At 71.7% G+C, this 16,899-nt stretch carries 13 protein-coding genes; 9 read left to right on the top strand and 4 right to left on the bottom strand.

What is annotated here, in order from left to right; all coding sequences use genetic code 11:
• Nucleotides 1–25: 25 nt before the first annotated feature.
• The 6 genes from ACLQ2R_RS28020 (at nucleotide 26) to ACLQ2R_RS27995 (ending at nucleotide 8,325) form a co-directional block, all read left to right on the top strand.
• Nucleotides 26–1,966, top strand: a complete 1,941-nt coding sequence (locus ACLQ2R_RS28020; RefSeq protein ID WP_425963713.1) for a tetratricopeptide repeat protein — start codon at nucleotides 26–28, stop codon at nucleotides 1,964–1,966.
• A 150-nt stretch (nucleotides 1,967–2,116) separates the two neighbouring features.
• Nucleotides 2,117–2,863 carry a 3-hydroxybutyrate dehydrogenase gene (locus tag ACLQ2R_RS28015; RefSeq protein WP_425963711.1) on the top strand — a complete coding sequence of 249 codons (747 nt, stop codon included), beginning with the start codon at nucleotides 2,117–2,119 and terminating at the stop codon, nucleotides 2,861–2,863.
• A gap of 282 nt (nucleotides 2,864–3,145) precedes the next feature.
• Nucleotides 3,146–5,080 (top strand): helix-turn-helix domain-containing protein, encoded by a 1,935-nt coding sequence (locus tag ACLQ2R_RS28010; protein WP_425963956.1) that lies wholly within the window; start codon nucleotides 3,146–3,148, stop codon nucleotides 5,078–5,080.
• A 226-nt stretch (nucleotides 5,081–5,306) separates the two neighbouring features.
• On the top strand, nucleotides 5,307–6,647 hold the full coding sequence (locus tag ACLQ2R_RS28005; RefSeq protein WP_425963710.1) for an MFS transporter: 1,341 nt from the start codon (nucleotides 5,307–5,309) through the stop codon (nucleotides 6,645–6,647).
• Nucleotides 6,647–7,690 (top strand): alpha/beta fold hydrolase, encoded by a 1,044-nt coding sequence (locus ACLQ2R_RS28000; RefSeq protein ID WP_425963709.1) that lies wholly within the window; start codon nucleotides 6,647–6,649, stop codon nucleotides 7,688–7,690. The genes ACLQ2R_RS28005 and ACLQ2R_RS28000 overlap by 1 nt, the downstream gene beginning before the upstream one ends.
• A gap of 188 nt (nucleotides 7,691–7,878) precedes the next feature.
• Nucleotides 7,879–8,325 carry a hypothetical protein gene (locus ACLQ2R_RS27995; protein WP_425963707.1) on the top strand — a complete coding sequence of 149 codons (447 nt, stop codon included), beginning with the start codon at nucleotides 7,879–7,881 and terminating at the stop codon, nucleotides 8,323–8,325.
• Between the two features lie 129 nt (nucleotides 8,326–8,454).
• Here the strand turns inward: ACLQ2R_RS27995 and ACLQ2R_RS27990 are convergent, their stop codons facing one another.
• Nucleotides 8,455–10,431: a glycosyltransferase family 2 protein gene (locus ACLQ2R_RS27990; RefSeq protein WP_425963706.1), complete on the bottom strand. Its 1,977-nt coding sequence runs from the start codon at nucleotides 10,429–10,431 to the stop codon at nucleotides 8,455–8,457.
• Between the two features lie 93 nt (nucleotides 10,432–10,524).
• Nucleotides 10,525–11,268 (bottom strand): lytic transglycosylase domain-containing protein, encoded by a 744-nt coding sequence (locus tag ACLQ2R_RS27985; protein WP_425963705.1) that lies wholly within the window; start codon nucleotides 11,266–11,268, stop codon nucleotides 10,525–10,527.
• A gap of 297 nt (nucleotides 11,269–11,565) precedes the next feature.
• On the opposite strand from ACLQ2R_RS27985, the gene ACLQ2R_RS27980 reads away from it, so the two are divergent.
• The 3 genes from ACLQ2R_RS27980 (at nucleotide 11,566) to ACLQ2R_RS27970 (ending at nucleotide 14,365) form a co-directional block, all read left to right on the top strand.
• Nucleotides 11,566–12,240 carry a response regulator gene (locus ACLQ2R_RS27980; protein ID WP_425963704.1) on the top strand — a complete coding sequence of 225 codons (675 nt, stop codon included), beginning with the start codon at nucleotides 11,566–11,568 and terminating at the stop codon, nucleotides 12,238–12,240.
• A complete protein-coding gene (locus ACLQ2R_RS27975; protein ID WP_425963703.1) occupies nucleotides 12,237–13,643 on the top strand; it encodes an ATP-binding protein in 1,407 nt (468 codons plus the stop codon). Before ACLQ2R_RS27980 ends, ACLQ2R_RS27975 begins: the two co-directional genes overlap by 4 nt.
• A gap of 68 nt (nucleotides 13,644–13,711) precedes the next feature.
• Entirely contained in the window at nucleotides 13,712–14,365 is a 654-nt protein-coding gene (locus ACLQ2R_RS27970) for a hypothetical protein (RefSeq protein ID WP_425963701.1), read from the top strand.
• Nucleotides 14,366–14,491: 126 nt separating this feature from the next.
• Here ACLQ2R_RS27970 and ACLQ2R_RS27965 read toward each other — a convergent pair whose 3' ends face one another.
• Nucleotides 14,492–15,814, bottom strand: coding sequence for a PhoH family protein (locus tag ACLQ2R_RS27965; RefSeq protein WP_425963700.1), 1,323 nt, complete (start codon nucleotides 15,812–15,814; stop codon nucleotides 14,492–14,494).
• 242 nt (nucleotides 15,815–16,056) lie between these two features.
• Nucleotides 16,057–16,824 (bottom strand): isoprenyl transferase, encoded by a 768-nt coding sequence (locus ACLQ2R_RS27960; RefSeq protein ID WP_362815504.1) that lies wholly within the window; start codon nucleotides 16,822–16,824, stop codon nucleotides 16,057–16,059.
• Between the last annotated feature and the right edge of the window lie 75 nt (nucleotides 16,825–16,899).

Here is a 16,899-nt window from a genome sequence, read left to right as displayed (position 1 = left end):
CGCCCCCAGGCGGCAAGGTTGACCGGTGTCGACTCCCCTGTCCCCCACGGACGGCCCGTTCCCCGGATCGCCGCCCCCTCCCTCCGACGCCGATCCGGCCCTGGCCCGTACGTGGGCCTCGACCCGTGCGCGGATCGAGCGGGCCAGCCCCCTGGCGCTCCGCGTGCTGCGCGTACTGGCCTGCTACGCGCCCGGCGACCTGCCGCGTACCGTGCTGGACGGACTGGAGGGCGCCGACGAGACCGCCCTCACCCGCGCGCTGGGGTCGCTGGTCTCCCACGGCGCGATCGCCCTGTCACCCGACGGCCTGTACGTGAGCCTGGCCCCCGGCGTCCAGGCAGCCGTCGTGGACGACCTGACCCCGAACGAGCACGACGCCGACAGAACCACCGCGGCCGCCCTGCTCGGTGCCGCGCTCCCCGGCGAGCCCGAGCAGCCCTCCTCCTGGCCCCTCTACTCCCGGCTGCTCCCCCACGCCCTCACCGTCCTGCCCCCCGGCTCCCCCGCCATGGCGTCCATCACCGACTACCTGTACGCCTTGGGTGACAACCACACCGCCCACGCCGTGTTGGAACGGCGCCACACCGTCCTGCACGAGACCCTGGGCCCCGAACACGAGGACACGCTGACCGCCCTCGTCGACCTCGCCTCCCTGACAGGAGCGATGGGGAACATCAACGACGCCCGGGACCGGTTCACGAGGCTGGCACCACTGACCGAACGGCTCCTGGGCCTCGACCACCCCACCACACTGGACGCCCATGCGAACCTCGCCTACTGGACGGGAGAGGCGGGAGACACGGCCGGTGCCCGGGACCGGCTGGCGAAATTGGCACCGGTGGCCGAAAGAGCGCTGGGTCCCGGTCATTCCACCACGCTGAGCATTCGGCTGAACTTATTCCAATGGGCAGGCGACGCAGGGGACGCCGTCGGCGCCCGAGACGAGTACACAACCCTGCTCCCGCTGGTCGAGCGGGCGTTGGGCCCCGAACACCCGATCACGTTGAGTACCCGGGTCTGCCTCGCCCGCTGGACCGGAGAGGCAGGAGACCTGGTAGGCGCGCGGGATCGGTTCATATCACTGGCGGCGGCCATCGAACGAGCTCTGGGGCCTGACCATAACGTCACATTGAGTGCTCGGATCGGTATCGCCCGCTGGAGCGGAGAAGCCGGAGACGCCGCAGGAGCCCGCGACCGGTTCGCAGCGCTGATACCGGCGCTTGAACGCACCCGAGGTCTCGAACATCCCGTCACCCTGGACATCCGATGTGCCCTCGCCCGCTGGACGGGGCAAGCCGGAGACGCGGTCGCCGCCCGCGACCGGTTGACAGCCCTGATACCGATACTCGAACGGGTTCTGGGCCCCGAACACCTCCACACATTGACCGCCCGCTACAACCTCGCCCACTGGACCGGAGAGGCGGGAAACCCGGCCGACACCCGGCACCAGTTCGTCGCGCTGATGCCCGTACTCGAACGAGTCCTGGGCCGGGATAACCCCCTCACCCTGGACGTCCGCTGTGCTCTCGCCCACTGGATCGGAGAAGACGGAGACGCGGACAACGCCCGAAACCGGTTCACGATGCTGGTGCCGGTGGTCAAGTGCGTTCTGGGTCCGGAGCATCCGACCACGTTGAACGTCCGCTCCTACCTCGCCATATGGGTGGGCCATGCCGGGGACGCCGCCGGTGCGATGGACCAGTTCGCGACACTGCTCCTGATGGCCGAAAAGGTTCTGGGCCCCGAGCACCCGATCACCTTGAACATCCGTTTCAACCTCGCCTTCTGGACGGGCTACGCCGGGTACGCGGCCGACGCCCGCGACCAGTTCGCAGCCCTCGTACCGGTACTCGAACGGGTCCTGGGCCCCAGGCACCCGGACATCAGGAGCGCCGGCGACCAGCTCGACGAGTGGACGGCCCACGCACGATGGTCGCGTGTGAGGCGATGGGTTCTGAGGCGCTGACCGTGCTCGCGGTCCCGTCGCCGCTTCAGCCCTCTCGCGTCCGGAGCCGAGGAGCCGGGTCCGGAGCGGCTGTCCACCACATAGGCATGCGGCACACTGTGGGGACGAACGACATGGGCCAAAATCCGGGGCGTGCTTAGATTCGGCGGCATGACTGACCTATCCGGCCGGCAGGCCGTGGTGACCGGAGCGGGTAGCGGGATCGGGCGTGCCTGCGCACTCCGGCTGGCCGCGGCCGGAGCGCACGTGGTGGTCGTCGACATCGACGCCGAGGCCGCGGCCGCGGTCGCCGCGGAGATCTCGGGGACCCCCGTCGTCGCGGACCTGTCGGAACCGGACTTCGTCCGGGCGATCCCGCCCGGCACGGACATCGTGGTGAACAACGCCGGGTTCCAGCACGTCGCCCCGATCGAGGAGTTCCCCCCGCAGGTGTTCTCCAAGATCCTCAAGGTGATGGTCGAGGCACCCTTCCTGCTGGTCAGGGAGGCCCTGCCGGGCATGTACGAGCGCGGCTGGGGCCGGATCGTCAACATCTCCTCGGTCCACGGCCTGCGCGCCTCCCCCTACAAGTCGGCGTACGTCACCGCCAAGCACGCCCTGGAAGGACTGTCCAAGACGATCGCCCTGGAGGGTGCCGCGCACGGCGTGACCTCCAACTGCGTCAGTCCCGCCTACGTCCGTACCGCCCTGGTGGAGAACCAGATCGACGCCCAGGCCGAGACCCACGGCCTCGCCCGGGACGAGGTGGTCGAGCAGATCATGCTCGCCCCCGCCGCCGTCAAGCGGCTGATCGAACCCGAGGAGGTCGCCGAGCTCGTCGCCTACCTCTGCGGCCCCCACAGCTCCTCCATCACCGGCGTCTCCCTCCCCCTGGACGGCGGCTGGACCGCCCGCTAGGCAAGAATGGCCCCACGACCACACGCCCCCCGCGAGCAGGCCGACCACCCATCTCGCGGGGACTACCCGTGAGCCCGCGCCGGCGACTGGACTGAGGAGAGGGGGATCGTGAGGAACGAGCGATCCCCCTCGACGAGGGAAGGAGCCGGACCTGAGCGGGCTCACCGCGACGCGCCGGCGTCGCCAGGCAACACCTCTCACCGCGACGCGCCGGCGTCGCCAGGCAACACCCCTCACCGCGACGCGCCGGCGTCGCAATCAAGCACGTCGCAATCAAACACAATCTTTCTCGACCTCCTGGCCCGAGAGGCCTCGGCGGTCGAGTTCGAGGGGCCCGTCCTCGCGGCGAGGAGCGCCGGAGCCGGCGCGGAGGAGCTGGCCGAGCTGGAGGAGGCCAAGCTCGTCGCGCTGAGGGTGCGGGCGCTGCTGCGCCGCCGGGCGAAGCGGGAGGCGGAGCTGTCGGCGCTGTTCGACACGGCGGGCGACCTGGCGGGCCTGCGTGACCTGGACGCCGTCCTTGAGGCCATCGTGCACCGGGCCAGGCAGTTGCTCGGCACCGACGCCGCGTACATGACGCTGCACGACCCCGAGCGCGGCGACACCTGGATGCGGGTGACCGACGGCTCGGTGTCGGCGAAGTTCCGGGCGCTGCGGCTGGCCATGGGCGCGGGGCTGGGCGGGCTGGTGGCCCAGACCGCGACCCCGTACTCGACCGCCGACTACTTCGCCGACGAGCGCTTCCGGCACAAGACCGACATCGACGACGCGGTACTGGAGGAGGGGCTGGTCGCCATCCTCGGCGTGCCGCTCAAGCTGGGCGCGCGGGTGATCGGCGTGCTGTTCGCGGCCAACCGGAGCGTGCGGCCGTTCACCCAGGACGAGGTGGCGCTGCTGGGCTCGCTGGCGGCGCACGCGGCGGTGGCGATCGACAACGCCCGCCTGCTGCAGGAGACCAGGAACGCGCTGGAAGAGCTCAGCGAGGCCAACCGGCAGGTGAACGCGCACAGCCAGGCCGTGGAGCGCGCCGCGCTCGCGCACGACCGGATGACCGGCCTGGTGCTGCGCGGTGGCGGGGTCGGGGACGTGGCGGCGGTGGTGACGGAGGTGCTCGGCGGCTCGCTGACGGTGCTCGACGACGCCGGGCGCCCGATCGCGGGGGACGCGGACGTACTGCGGCAGGACGTGCCGCAGGACGGCGCGCCCCGCCGGGCGCCCCTCGAACCGCACCGGGCCACGGCAGCGGACGCCGTACGCGGAGCGCACACCACCGCGGACGTGATCGCGGAGGCGGCCCGGTCGTCGAGGGCGTCGGGGCGCACCGTACGGCGAGGGGACCTGCTGGTCGCGTCGGTCGACGTGGGCGCGGAGCCGCTGTGCACGCTGGTGCTGCGCGCCGCGGGCCAGGTCTCCGACGCCGACCAGCGCATCCTGGAGCGGGCCGCGCTGGTCACCGCGTTGCTGTTGCTGTTCCGGCGCTCGGTGGCCGAGGCGGAGGGGCGGGTCAGGGGTGAGCTGCTCGACGACCTGATCTCCCGGCCCGCCCTCGACGGCCTGGCCGACCGTGCCCGCCGGGTGGGGGTGGACCTGGACGCCGATCACGTGGTGGTCGTGGTCCGCCACGGCGGCGGGCGCGATCGGGCCGCGTTCTGGGCGTCCTCCCAGGCGACCCTGCGGCACGGTCTGGCCGCCCGCCGTGGCGACGAGATCGTCCTGCTGCTGCCGGGGGAGCGGCCCGGCCTCGTGGCCAGGCAGGTGGCGGCCGAGCTGAGCGCCTCGCTGGGCCGTCCCGCCACGGCGGGCGCCGGTGGTCCCGTACGCGGGCCCGCGCAGGTGGCCGCCGCCCACCGGGAGGCGCAGCGCTGCGCCGACGCGCTGGTGGCGCTGGGGCGGGCCGGGGACGGGGCCGGCACCGCCGAGCTGGGCTTCGTCGGGCTGCTGGTCGGTGAGGGACGCGAGATCGGGACGTTCGTCGCCTCCGCGCTCGGCCCGGTGATCGACTACGACGCCCGCAGGGGGACGACGCTGGTGCGGACGCTCGCCGTGTACTTCGGCACGGGATGCTCGCTGTCGCGGGCGAGCGAGAGCCTGCACATCCACGTCAACACGGTCACCCAGCGCCTGGAACGGGTCGGGCAGCTCCTGGGCGAGGACTGGCAGTCGCCCGACCGCGCCCTGGAGATCCAGCTCGCCCTCCGCCTGCACCGCCTCAGCGGCTGAGGCCCCGATCTGACCAGAAGGCGGCAGAGCCGGGAAAGCCAGGAGAACCGGCGGAGCGAACCAGGTCCGGCGACGACGCCCACGGACCACGCGCCCGTACCCGCGACCTGCTCACCCCGCCCACATACGGCACCCGGCCGCTATGGCGCCCGCCCCCATAGGAGTGACTCAGGTCACTACATACGGTAGCGCCATCCCCCAACAGCGATCCCCCTTGGTGAGTGAGATGGCAGACAACCCCCGCACCCCCATAGGAAAGATCGTCGGTGCCAGCCTGGTAGGTACCACGATCGAGTGGTACGACTTCTTCCTCTACGGCTCCGCCGCCGCGCTGGTCTTCCCGCAGCTGTTCTTCCCCGAGTCGGAGCCGCTGACCGGCACCCTGCTGGCGTTCCTGACCTACGCGGTGGGCTTCGTGGCCCGCCCGCTGGGCGCGCTGGTCTTCGGGCACTTCGGCGACCGGCTCGGCCGCAAGAAGCTGCTGGTGGTCAGCCTGCTGCTGATGGGCGGGGCGACCTTCCTGATCGGCTGCCTGCCGACCCACGCGTCGGTCGGCCTGTGGGCGCCGCTGCTGCTGACCCTGCTCCGGCTCGTCCAGGGCTTCGCCCTCGGCGGTGAGTGGGGCGGCGCGGTGCTGATCGTCTCCGAGCACGGCGACACCGCGCGCCGCGGTTTCTGGGCCTCCTGGCCGCAGGCGGGCGCCCCGGGCGGCAACCTGCTGGCCACCGCCGTGCTGGCGGTGCTGGCCGCGGTCCAGACGGACGAGGCGTTCGTGAGCTGGGGCTGGCGGATCCCGTTCCTGCTCTCCGGCGTGCTGGTGCTGGTCGGCCTGTGGATCCGGCTCTCCATCAGCGAGTCGCCGGTCTTCCAGCAGGCGGTCGCCAACGCCGGGCCGTCGCCCTCCCTGCCGATCGTGGAGGTCTTCAGGTACCACTGGCGGGACGTCCTCATCGCGATCGGCGCCCGTTTCGCGGAGAACGTCTCCTACTACGTGATCACCGCGTTCGTGCTGGTCTACGCGACGCAGCAGGCGGGGCTGACGAAGCCGGTCGTGCTCAACGCGGTGCTGATCGGGTCGGCCATCCACTTCGTCTCGATCCCGATGTGGGGGGCGCTCTCCGACCGGCTCGGCCGCCGGCCCGTCTACCTGCTCGGCGCCGCCGGGGTGGGCCTGTGGTCCTTCGCGTTCTTCCCGCTGATCGACACGAGGAACTTCGCCGCCGTCACCCTGGCGGTGACCGTCGGGCTGATCCTGCACGGCGCGATGTACGGCCCGCAGGCCGCGTTCTTCTCCGAGCTGTTCGCCACCAGGATGCGCTACTCGGGCGTCTCCATCGGCTCGCAGCTCGCCTCGATCGTCGCGGGCGCCCCGGCCCCGCTGATCGCGGTCGCCCTGCTCGGGGCCTACGAGTCGTCGTTCCCGATCATGCTGTACGTGGCCGGGGCCGCCGTGCTCACCACCGTCACCGTGTACGTCTCGCGCGAGACCCGTGGCCGCGACCTCGTCGCCATCGGCACCCTCGACGAGACCGAGACCACCCGCCGAACCGTACGGAGAGACATCTGATGCGCATCGAGAACCGGCCGGTGCCCACCGCCCGGATCACCCAGAACGTCCTGTCGGTCGCCGACGACTCCCGGGCCCCCGGAAACGCCGGGGAAAGCGGCGAGACCGTGCTGTTCGTGCACGGCAACGTGTCGAGCGCCGCCTTCTGGCGGGGCACGATGCTCGCCCTCGCGGAGGCGGGCCACCGGCCGCTCGCCGTGGACCTGCGCGGCTTCGGCGACACCGAGCCCGCCCCCGTCGACGCCACCCGCGGTCTGCGGGACTACTCCGACGACGTGCTCGCCCTCCTCGACGCCCTCGGGCTGGACGACGTGCACCTGGTCGGCTGGAGCATGGGCGGCGGGGTCGTGATGCAGGCGCTGCGCGACCGGCCGTCCGCCGCGCGGAGCGTGACCCTGGTCAACCCGATCTCCCCGTACGGCTTCGGCGGCACGCACGGCGCCGACGGCGTGCTGAACCACCCCGACGGCACCGGCGGCGGGGCGGGGGCGGCCAACCCCGACTTCGTGAGGCTGCTCGCGGCGGGGGACACCTCGGACGACTCCCCGGCCTCGCCGAGGAACGTGATGCGCACCACGTACGTGAAGCCCGGCACGACGATCGAGGACGAGGACGCCCTGGTCGCGTCGATGCTGTCCACGAGGGTCGGCGAGGACCACTACCCCGGTGACGCGGCGGCGTCCGAGGAGTGGCCGGGGGTCCGTCCCGGCACCCGGGGTGTGCTCAACTCGTTCGCCCCGACACACTTCCGGATCGACGACCTGCACACGATCGACCCGAAGCCGCCGATCCTGTGGATCAGGGGCGAGGCCGACGTGATCGTCTCCGACACCTCGCTGTTCGACCTGGCCCACCTGGGCGCCCTGGGGGCCGTCCCCGGCTCGCCGGGCACCCCCGCGCAGCCGATGGTCACCCAGACCCGCACCGCCCTGGAGCGGTACGGCCCGTACACCGAGATCGTCCTGGACTGCGGCCACAGCCCGCACATCGAGCGGCCCGCCGAGTTCCGCGACGCCCTTTCCGACCACCTGAAGCGGAGCTGACACATGCGCAGTGTCGATGGCGACGCTTCGCGTCGCGGTGAGGTCGCTGGGATCCGGCTCCTTCCCTCGTCACTCATCCGCTTCGCTCCTTCGCTCCTCAGTCCAGTCGCCGGCGCGGTCTCACGGCGCTCCTCAGTCCAGTCCTCGGCGCGACCTCACGGGTCAAAACGGTCGCGGGACTCACCGCTGTGATCTTCGCCGTGTCGCTGAGCGGGGCGCCGGCGGCGAGTGCCGGGACCTCGGCGGCGCACTGCGCCCGGCTGGAACGGGTGGCGGTGCCGGGTGCCGAGCACCAGGTGAAGGCCTGTCTGGACGACCTCACGACGGCGGGCACGACCGTCTCCGGGCACACCGTCCCGGCCCACTGGGCGGGCCTGCACCCGGCGGGGGCGGTCAACCCGAAGGGCGTGCCCGGCATCCAGGTCGACGGCTACCACCGGATCACCGACGGCACCCACGTGGACAGCCTCTACGCCGCCTACCCCGACAGGTTGCGCCCGTTGCTGCCATGCTTCCGCAGCGCGTTCGAGACCCTGGAGGGCTGGGTGGAGCGCAGGCAGAGCCCGCCGCCGAGCGCGACCCTGCCGAGGCCCGCGACCGGCGATCTGCCCAACGAGTGCCGGCTGAGCGTCTGACACCACCCCACGGCGCCGCACCACCCGGTCGACACCTCCACGGCGTCACACCGCCCCGACGGGCCGTGTGGCGCCGTCGGGCGGTCCGGGGCATACGGCCCAGGAGGACCGGCCCCCGCCGGACAGGCCTCAGTTGAACATGTAGCGCCGCTGCGCGGTGCGGGTCGCCCGGACCGCGTTCCTGACCCCCGGCACGCGGAGCACGAGGCGCCTCAGCAGCGGGCGCCGGTGCCGCGGCGGGCCGGACGGCAGGGGCTCGCGGATCTCCACCCGCCCGCCGCGGTTCATCACCACCGTGAACCGCAGGGCGGTCTCCCTGCCGTCCATCCGCAGGAAGGGCGCCCAGCGGCCCGGCGAGAGGAACTCCTCGCGGTAGGCCAGGCGGGTCGGGATCTTCGCGATCAGCCGTCCGGCGAGCTCGGCGGGGACGCCCGGCTCCACCAGGGCGGGCGTGACGATCTCCTGGAGCCTGCCCGTGGCCTGCCGCAGCACCAGCTCCGCGGGCGGCCCCCCGCTCGGCGGCACGTACGGCACCGGCACCACGACGAAGACGTGCCCGCGCTGCCCGACGGCCGTGGTGCCCGGCGAGACCAGGGCGATCGACTCGGGGAACGAGCGCGGTTCCACGCACACCCCCAGCTCGCCCCTGGCCGACCACCAGGGGACGACCAGCCGCCCGGAGCGGCCGGTGACGGCTCCGGCGCAGCTCAGCGGGGAGCCGGTCACCCGGGTACGCGCCTGGCGCGCCACCCCGTACATCCGCACGTGGAGCTCCCAGAGCCCCGCGGGCAGCGGGCCGCCGGCGGCGGCCGCGTCGGCGTCCAGCCGGGCGGTGCCGGTGACCTGGAGCCTGACGCCCCCGCCGTGCCGGCAGCGGATCATCGAGCAGTCCACCGGCAGCAGGTGCACCTCCCCGCTCTCCTCGTGCCTGGCGTAGACCTCGAACCTGGCGCGGGCGGCGGCCTGGCTGACGTCGGCCAGCTCGGGCGCCAGGCGGAGCCCGTCGAGACGGACCGGGGGCTCCCACAGCAGTCCGTCGTCGCCGTAGGGGACGAAGCGCATCGGGGTGCCGTCGTTCTGCATGATCTCCACGGTGAGCGCCATGACGAGCACGCCGTCCTCCCAGTCGACCCGGGTGAGGTCGGCCTGCAGGCGGGTGTCGCGCATGGCCCCGGCCAGCGCGACCAGCTCGTCGAGCCTGCCGGCGCGCAGCAGCGCGGCGCGGGCCCGCGCCTGCACCGGCAGCAGCCGGTCCAGGCGCGGGGGGAAGCGTTGCAGGGCCAGCTCGCGCAGGGTGGCGAAGGTGGCCGCCCGGGTCGCCGGGGAGGCGGCGAACCCGCTCCCGCCGAGCCGCCGCAGCACCGCGGTGCGGAACCACTGCGCGTACATCCGGTCCCGCCGGCCCCCCTCGGGCACCTCGTCGTCGATGATGTCAAGCAGCTCGCGCAGCTCTGCGGCCCACGTGTACGGGTCCTCGGGCGGTTCGGGCCGTCCCGCGACGTGGCAGCAGACCTGGTCGGCCAGCACGACGACGGTCTTCGCCCGCAGGTAGGCGCGGAGCACGAAGGCCTGCTCGGCCAGTCGCCCGCCGGGGTCGGGGAAGGTCAGCCCCTGCGCGGCCAGGAACGTCCTGCGGAAGAGCTTGTGCGGTGTGAGGAGCGTGAGCAGCCGGTCCTTGACCACGTCGGCGCGCTCGCGGTCGGCGTCGAAGACGGCCGAGGGCGGCCGGCGGTCGTCGGTGAGCCGGCCGACGAGGATGTCGGCGTCGGTCTCCAGTGCGCGCCGGTACATCCGTTCCAGGGCGGGGCGCTCCAGCCGGTCGGCCTGGTCGAGCAGGTAGACGTACTCGCCTCCGGCGGCCAGCAGGGCGGCGTTGCGGCCGCGCATCGGCGAGCCGGTCCGCTCCAGGTGCAGCACGCGGACGTTGGGGCGCGCCGCGGCCACCGCGTCGAGGCGCTGCGCGGCGCCGTCGTCGGAGCCGTCGTCGGCGAAGATGACCTCGTAGTCCTCGGAGGCCATCGACTGGTCCAGCACGGAGCGGATGCAGTCGTCGGCGCCGTCGCCGGGGTTGTGCACCGGCACCACGACGCTGACCTTGACGTTCATGCGGCCAAGGGTGCGGCGCGCGGCGCCGTCAGGCGACGGGACGTGCCGGATCCTGGCGTCTCGGTACCGGCCCTTGACCCGCGTCCCGGGGTCTCAGTACCAGCCCTTGGCCTGGGAATGGGCCCAGGCGCCGCAGGGCGAGCCGTAACGTCCCTTGATGTAGCCGAGCCCCCACTCGATCTGGGTGGCCGCGTTGGTCTGCCAGTCGCCCCCGGCGCTGGCCATCTTGTGGCCGGGCAGGGACTGGGGGATGCCGTAGGCGCCGCTGGAGGTGTTCATGGCGCGCTCGTTCCAGCCGCTCTCCTTCATCCAGAGCTTCTCCAGGCAGCCCCACTGGTCGCTCCAGCCGCGGGCGTCCAGCATCTGCTTGCCCAGCGCCCGGTTCCCGGTCGGGTTGGAGGTGCCCGGGGGGAGCTGCTGGGGGTTGAACCCGCCGCCGCCCGGCGCCTCTTTCACGATCTTGACCTGGCTGAGCGGTTCGCGGTCCTCCCGCTGGGCCTTGAGCCTGTCGGCCTTGAGCGCCTGGGCGGCCCGCGCCTTGATGGCGTCGGTCTCCGGGTCGGGGCCGAACGGGTCGGGGCTGAGCACCCGCGCCATGTCGTCCAGGGTGAGCGGCTGCTGCGGCTGCGCCGAGGCGTTCTGGACGGCGGTGTACGCGGTGAAGGCGCCGCCTCCCACCAGCAGCAGGACCACGCCGCCCACGATCAGGACGCGCTTGGAGACCGCCCCCCCGGACGTCCTCGTCCTGCCGCTTCTGCCGTTCTTGCCGGTCTTGCGGGACGAACGCCGGCCGCCGGGCTCCCGGCGCTCATTCGGTTGCGGTGATCCTGAATTCACGACCTATGAGCTTGCCCTGACCGGGGGGGTGGTCCGCAACCGGAACGCGAGAGTTGGTCGGAGTCTCGCCGTTCGCGCCCGGTGCGTACGGGAACGAAGGCCAGGCCACAGCCCCTTTTCCCACGGGTAAAAAATGTCAGTGATTTTGCTCACACGTCACACTGCCCCTCTCCGATGCCCCCGCCGATCTACGAATGCCCGAATCGAGGCACGACCATCCGGTTCAGGTACTGTTTGCGTTATGTCGGGGTCTTGTGACCCTGCGGTTCCATCAAGCCTTGGGAGAAGGACCACCCGGTGGCAGGCATCCTCCTCGTCGAAGACGACCCCTCGGTCCGTATCGGACTGGAGCTCGCGCTCACCCGTCAGGGTCACACCGTCACCTCCTACGCCAGCGGCGAGGAGGCGCTGGAGCACGTCAAGGTCCGCCGTCCCGAGATCGCCATCCTGGACGTCATGCTCCCCGGCATCGACGGCGTCGAGGTGTGCCGCCGCATCCGCAGGCTCGACCAGCTCCCGGTGATCCTCCTCACCGCCAGGGGCGACGACCTGGACGTCGTCGTGGGACTGGAGGCCGGCGCCGACGACTACGTGGTCAAGCCGGTCGAGCCCCGCGTGCTGGACGCCCGCATCCGCGCCGTCCTGCGCCGGGTGGAGTCGGTCGCCTCCGACCGCATCACCTTCGGCGACCTGGTCATCGACCGGGGGGCCCTCAAGGTCGCGCTGAGCGGCAGGGAGGTCCACCTCACCCCGACGGAACTGCGGCTCCTGCTCGAACTGGTCCGCCACCCCGGCCAGGTGCTCAACCGCAGGTACCTGCTGCGCGCCGTGTGGGACCACACCCACGTCGCCGACTCCCGGCTGGTCGACGCCTGCGTCCAGCGGGTCCGCGCCAAGATCGAGGCGGTTCCCGCCGAGCCCGAGTTCATCCACACGGTACGGGGATTCGGCTACCGGTTCAGCCCGCCGTGAGACGGACGCACACCGGCCTGCGCGTCCGGCTGGTCTTCACCTTCACCGTGATCGCCGTCGCGGCCTCCGCGCTGGTCGCGGGCATCGGCTACGAGTTCGTCAAGAGCCGCATGATCGACCGCGCCGAGCAGGTGGCCGTGAGCGACGTGCGCGACACCCTGGAGGGCATCAGGGTGCCGATCGGCGCGCTCTGGCCGGGGGACAGCCCGCCGACCGACGACGAGATCAGCGCCCTGCAGAAGAGCCTGCGCCCGCAGGGCGGCCGGGTGGTGGTCCGCTACGAGGAGTACCTCTACCCCGACGGCGACTTCGGCGTCGGCGACGTCCCCACCGACCTCGGGGTGGAGGCCACCAAGCGGCTGGTCGCCAAGCGCCACCTCATCGAGGGCGACATGTGGCTGATCATCGGCACCCCGGTCTGGCGGATCGAGCCCATCCACACCGCCCAGCCCACCGGGATGACCGTCTTCGTGTTCGCCCCCCTCATCGAGGAGCAGCGGCTCCTGAGCGACCTGCGCCAGCCGCTGGCCCTGGCCGGGGTCGCCATGCTGGGCCTGGCCCTCGCCCTGGGGCTCGCCTCGGCCCGGCGGGTCCTGCTGCCGGTCAGGCGGCTCGGGTCGGCGGCGCGCGCGCTCGGCGCCGGTCACCTGGACACCCGCCTGCCGGTGCACGGCCAGGACGAGCTCGCCGAGCTCACCGCCACGTTCAACGACACCGCCGCCGCCCTGGAGCGGAGCGTGCTGGAGCTGCGCTCGCTGGAGGCGATGTCGCGCCGCTTCGTCGCCGACGTCTCCCACGAGCTGAGGACCCCGCTGACCGCGATGACCGCGGTCACCGACATGCTCTCGGAGGAGGCCGACCGGCTGCCGCACGAGCCCGCGGCGGCCGTCCGGCTGGTGCTGCGGGAGATCGCCCGGCTGCGGACCATGGTGGAGCAGCTCATCGAGGCGAGCCGGTTCGACTCGGGCACGGCGACGCTGAACGTGGACACGGTGAACATCGTCGACGTGGTCTGCGACTGCCTGGACATGCGGGGCTGGTCGGACCAGGTACGGGTGAACGTGCCGCAGGGGCTGACCTTCTCCCTCGACCCCCGGCGCTTCGACGTCATCGTGGCCAACCTGGTCGGCAACGCGCTGCGCCACGGCCAGCCCCCGGTGATGGTGACCGCCCGCAGCACCCCGAACGGCCTGGAGGTGAAGGTACGCGATCACGGAAAGGGCATCCCCGCGAAGGATCTGCCCTTCGTGTTCAACCGTTTCTACAAGGCGGGCGCCCGGGGGGACGGCAGCGGTCTCGGCCTGTCCATCGCCCGCGCCAACGCCCAGCTGCACGGCGGCACGATCTCGGTGCGCGCCCAGCGGCCGGGAACGCTCTTCACGGTCTGGCTGCCTCCCACGTGAACGGCCCCTCTTCCTCCCACGTGAACGGTCCTTCTGCCCCCCGCGTGAACGGTCCTTCTGCCCCCCGCGTGAACGGCCCGGACGCCCCCGCGAACCGCCCGGTCCCCTCCCGTACGAGAGGTCCGGCCGCCTCCCGCGCGACCGCCGGGCGTACGCCCCCGGCGGCCCTCGCCCTCGCCCGCCTGCTCGCCGTCCTGCTGGTACTGGGCGGGTGCGGCATCTCCCCCACCGACGTCCAGGACCACGGCCGCCCCCCGGTGATCAGTTACAGCCCCACCTGGGTGACGGTCTACCTGCTCAAGGACGGCAGGCTGGAGCCCGCCAGGATCCCGGTGGCCTCCGACTCGGCCAAGAACATCGTCGACACGCTCTTCCGGGCCGGCAGGCAGCCGCCCAAGCCGGGGCTGACCAGCGCGCTCAACGACTTCAGCCACTACGACACCAAGACGACCCGCTACACCGACAGCGCCGGCAACCCGGACAAGCGCAGCGACCCCGACGACAGCCTGGGCTACCGGCTGAACGTGATCATCACCGGCGACGGCGAGATCTCCGAGGCGGGCCTCGCCCAGATCACCTGCACCATCCGGCAGAACAAGCAGGAGAGCATCTGGAGCGTCGAGGTCACCCGGCTCTTCCCGGGGGCCCCGAAGTCGATGGGCGACCGTACCTGCTTCGAGTACCGGGGGCTGGCGGCCCCGGGCGTCCGCCTGCCGCCCTGAGCGCGGTGAACGGCCACGACAGCGCGGTGGAAGGCCCTGGCACGGGCGGCCGCTCCCGCGTGAACGGACGGATCGGACACGACGCCTCCCGGCGCCGGGAGGCGTCCCCCGGCGCCGGAAGGAACGTCACATCGTGATGTCCTCCAGCATCTCGGTCACCAGCGCCGCGATCGGCGAGCGCTCCGAGCGGTTCAGCGTGACGTGCGCGAACAGCGGGTGCCCCTTGAGCTTCTCCACCACCGCGACCACGCCGTCGTGCCGGCCCACCCGCAGGTTGTCGCGCTGGGCGATGTCGTGGGTGAGCACGACGCGGGAGTTGGCGCCGATCCGGCTCAGCACGGTGAGCAGCACCCCGCGCTCCAGCGACTGCGCCTCGTCCACGATGACGAAGGCGTCGTGCAGGGAACGCCCGCGGATGTGGGTGAGCGGGAGCACCTCCAGCATGCCCCGGTCCATGACCTCCTCGATCACCTCGGGCGTGGTGACCGCGCCCAGGGTGTCGTAGACGGCCTGCGCCCACGGGCCCATCTTCTCGTTCTCGGAACCGGGAAGGTAGCCCAGCTCCTGGCCGCCCACGGCGTACAGGGGACGGAAGACGATGACCTTGCGGTGCTGCCGGCGCTCCAGCACCGCCTCCAGGCCGGCGCACAGGGCGAGCGCGGACTTGCCGGTGCCCGCCCGGCCGCCCAGCGAGACGATGCCGACCTCGGGGTCCATCAGCAGGTCCAGGGCGATCCGCTGCTCGGCGGAGCGGCCGTGCAGGCCGAAGATCTCGCGGTCGCCGCGCACCAGCCGCACCGACTTGTCGGGCAGCACCCGGCCCAGGGCCGACCCCCTGCTGGACAGCAGCCGCAGGCCCGTGTGCGTGGGCAGGTCACGGGCGTCGTCCAGGTCGGCGGTGCCGTGCTCGAACAGGGTCTCGACGTCCTCGGCGGTCACCTGGAGCTCCGCCATGCCGGTCCAGCCCGACTCGACGACCAGCTCGGCGCGGTACTCCTCGGCGGACAGGCCGATGGAGGCCGCCTTGATCCGCATCGGGAGGTCCTTGGAGACCAGCACCACGTCCTTGCCCTCGGCGGCGAGGGTCCGCGCGACGGTCAGGATGCGGGTGTCGTTGTCGCCGAGACGGAAACCGACCGGCAGGATGGACGGGTCACTGTGGTTGAGCTCGACACGAAGGGTGCCCTCGCCGATCGGCATGGGCTCGTCCAGACGTCCATAGGTCACCCGAAGGTCGTCGAGGTACCTCAGCGCCTTGCGCGCGAAGTATCCGAGCTCTGGATGATGGCGTTTGCCCTCCAACTCGGTGATGACGATGATCGGGATGACGACCTCATGCTCGGCGAAACGGCTCATCGCCGTTGGATCCGCCAGGAGCACCGAGGTGTCCAGGACGTACGTGCGCCGCTTGACTGCCGGCGACGTGGGTGAGGACGAAGGGTTTGCCACGCGTTCTCCCCCGGGCACCAATGACGGCGCCCTGCCATGAGCTGGGATGCGGACCGGCCCCGGGCCCGCCCACGAGAACACCGAGCGGGGACCGTCGGCCGGCCCTCCTCAGCGATTCGTGACGCAAAGGCGAGCCCTCTCCGGCGTAGGTGAGCTGTGCTCTCCTACTTCTTACGGTACGTCCTGATTGACCGGTTTCCAACTGGTTTAGACCAGCCGAAAGGAACCGTTCACGAGGTGTTTCAGGAACCGTACCTGCGGTGCCGCGCGGCGTAGGAGCGAAGAGCCCGCAAGAAGTCGACCCTGCGGAAGTCAGGCCAGTAGGCCTCGCAGAAGTAGAACTCGGAGTGGGCGCTCTGCCAGAGCAGGAATCCAGACAGCCGCTGCTCCCCCGAGGTCCTGATGACGAGATCCGGGTCGGGCTGGCCGCGCGTGTAGAGATGCTCCGCGATGTGCTCCACATCGAGGACCTCGACAAGCTCCTCGATGCTCGCGCCCTTGCTGGCGTGCTCCTGGAGAAGGGAGCGCACCGCATCAGCGATCTCACGCCTTCCTCCATACCCAACGGCAACGTTCACAATCAAACCGGGACGATGTGATGTCGCCTCTTTTGCGTTCTTCAGAACGCGGGCCGTGTGATCAGGCAGAAGATCGAGCGCTCCCATGGGCTTGATGTGCCATCCGTCGGCCACGAGCTCCTGGACCACGTCCTCGATGATCTTCATCAGGAGGTCCAGCTCGTCCTTGGAGCGGTTGATGTTGTCACTGGACAGCAGCCAGACGGTGACGACCTCGACACCGGCCTCACGGCACCAGCCGAGCAGCTCCGAGATCTTGTCGGCACCCTTGCGGTGCCCGCGGCTCACGTCGTCGATGCCCATCGAGCGCGCCCAGCGCCGGTTGCCGTCGACGATCACACCCACGTGCCGGGGAGCCATCTCCCTCTGGCGGGACAGCTTCGCCTCAAGCCGGCGCTCGTACACCCGATAGACGAGATCGCGCACTCCCATTGGAGCCCCTCCCTCAGCACCCGCCACGAATGAGCACTGACAGGCAATTATCGCCGTCCCGCGGACCCCTCCGCC

Source organism: Streptosporangium sp. DT93, assembly GCF_049844535.1.
In the GTDB taxonomy this organism is placed as follows: domain Bacteria; phylum Actinomycetota; class Actinomycetes; order Streptosporangiales; family Streptosporangiaceae; genus Streptosporangium.
The sequence above is the reverse complement of the archived record's forward strand: the minus strand, read 5'-3'. Positions and strand labels throughout refer to the sequence as shown.

Excerpts from the sequence above, each read along its gene's own strand:
- ACLQ2R_RS28000 (WP_425963709.1), top strand. The coding sequence starts at position 6,647 with ATGCGCATCGAGAACCGGCCGGTGCCCACCGCCCGGATCACCCAGAAC.
- ACLQ2R_RS27990 (WP_425963706.1), bottom strand. The coding sequence starts at position 10,431 with ATGAACGTCAAGGTCAGCGTCGTGGTGCCGGTGCACAACCCCGGCGAC.
- ACLQ2R_RS27960 (WP_362815504.1), bottom strand. The coding sequence starts at position 16,824 with ATGGGAGTGCGCGATCTCGTCTATCGGGTGTACGAGCGCCGGCTTGAG.
- ACLQ2R_RS28005 (WP_425963710.1), top strand. The coding sequence starts at position 5,307 with ATGGCAGACAACCCCCGCACCCCCATAGGAAAGATCGTCGGTGCCAGC.
- ACLQ2R_RS28015 (WP_425963711.1), top strand. The coding sequence starts at position 2,117 with ATGACTGACCTATCCGGCCGGCAGGCCGTGGTGACCGGAGCGGGTAGC.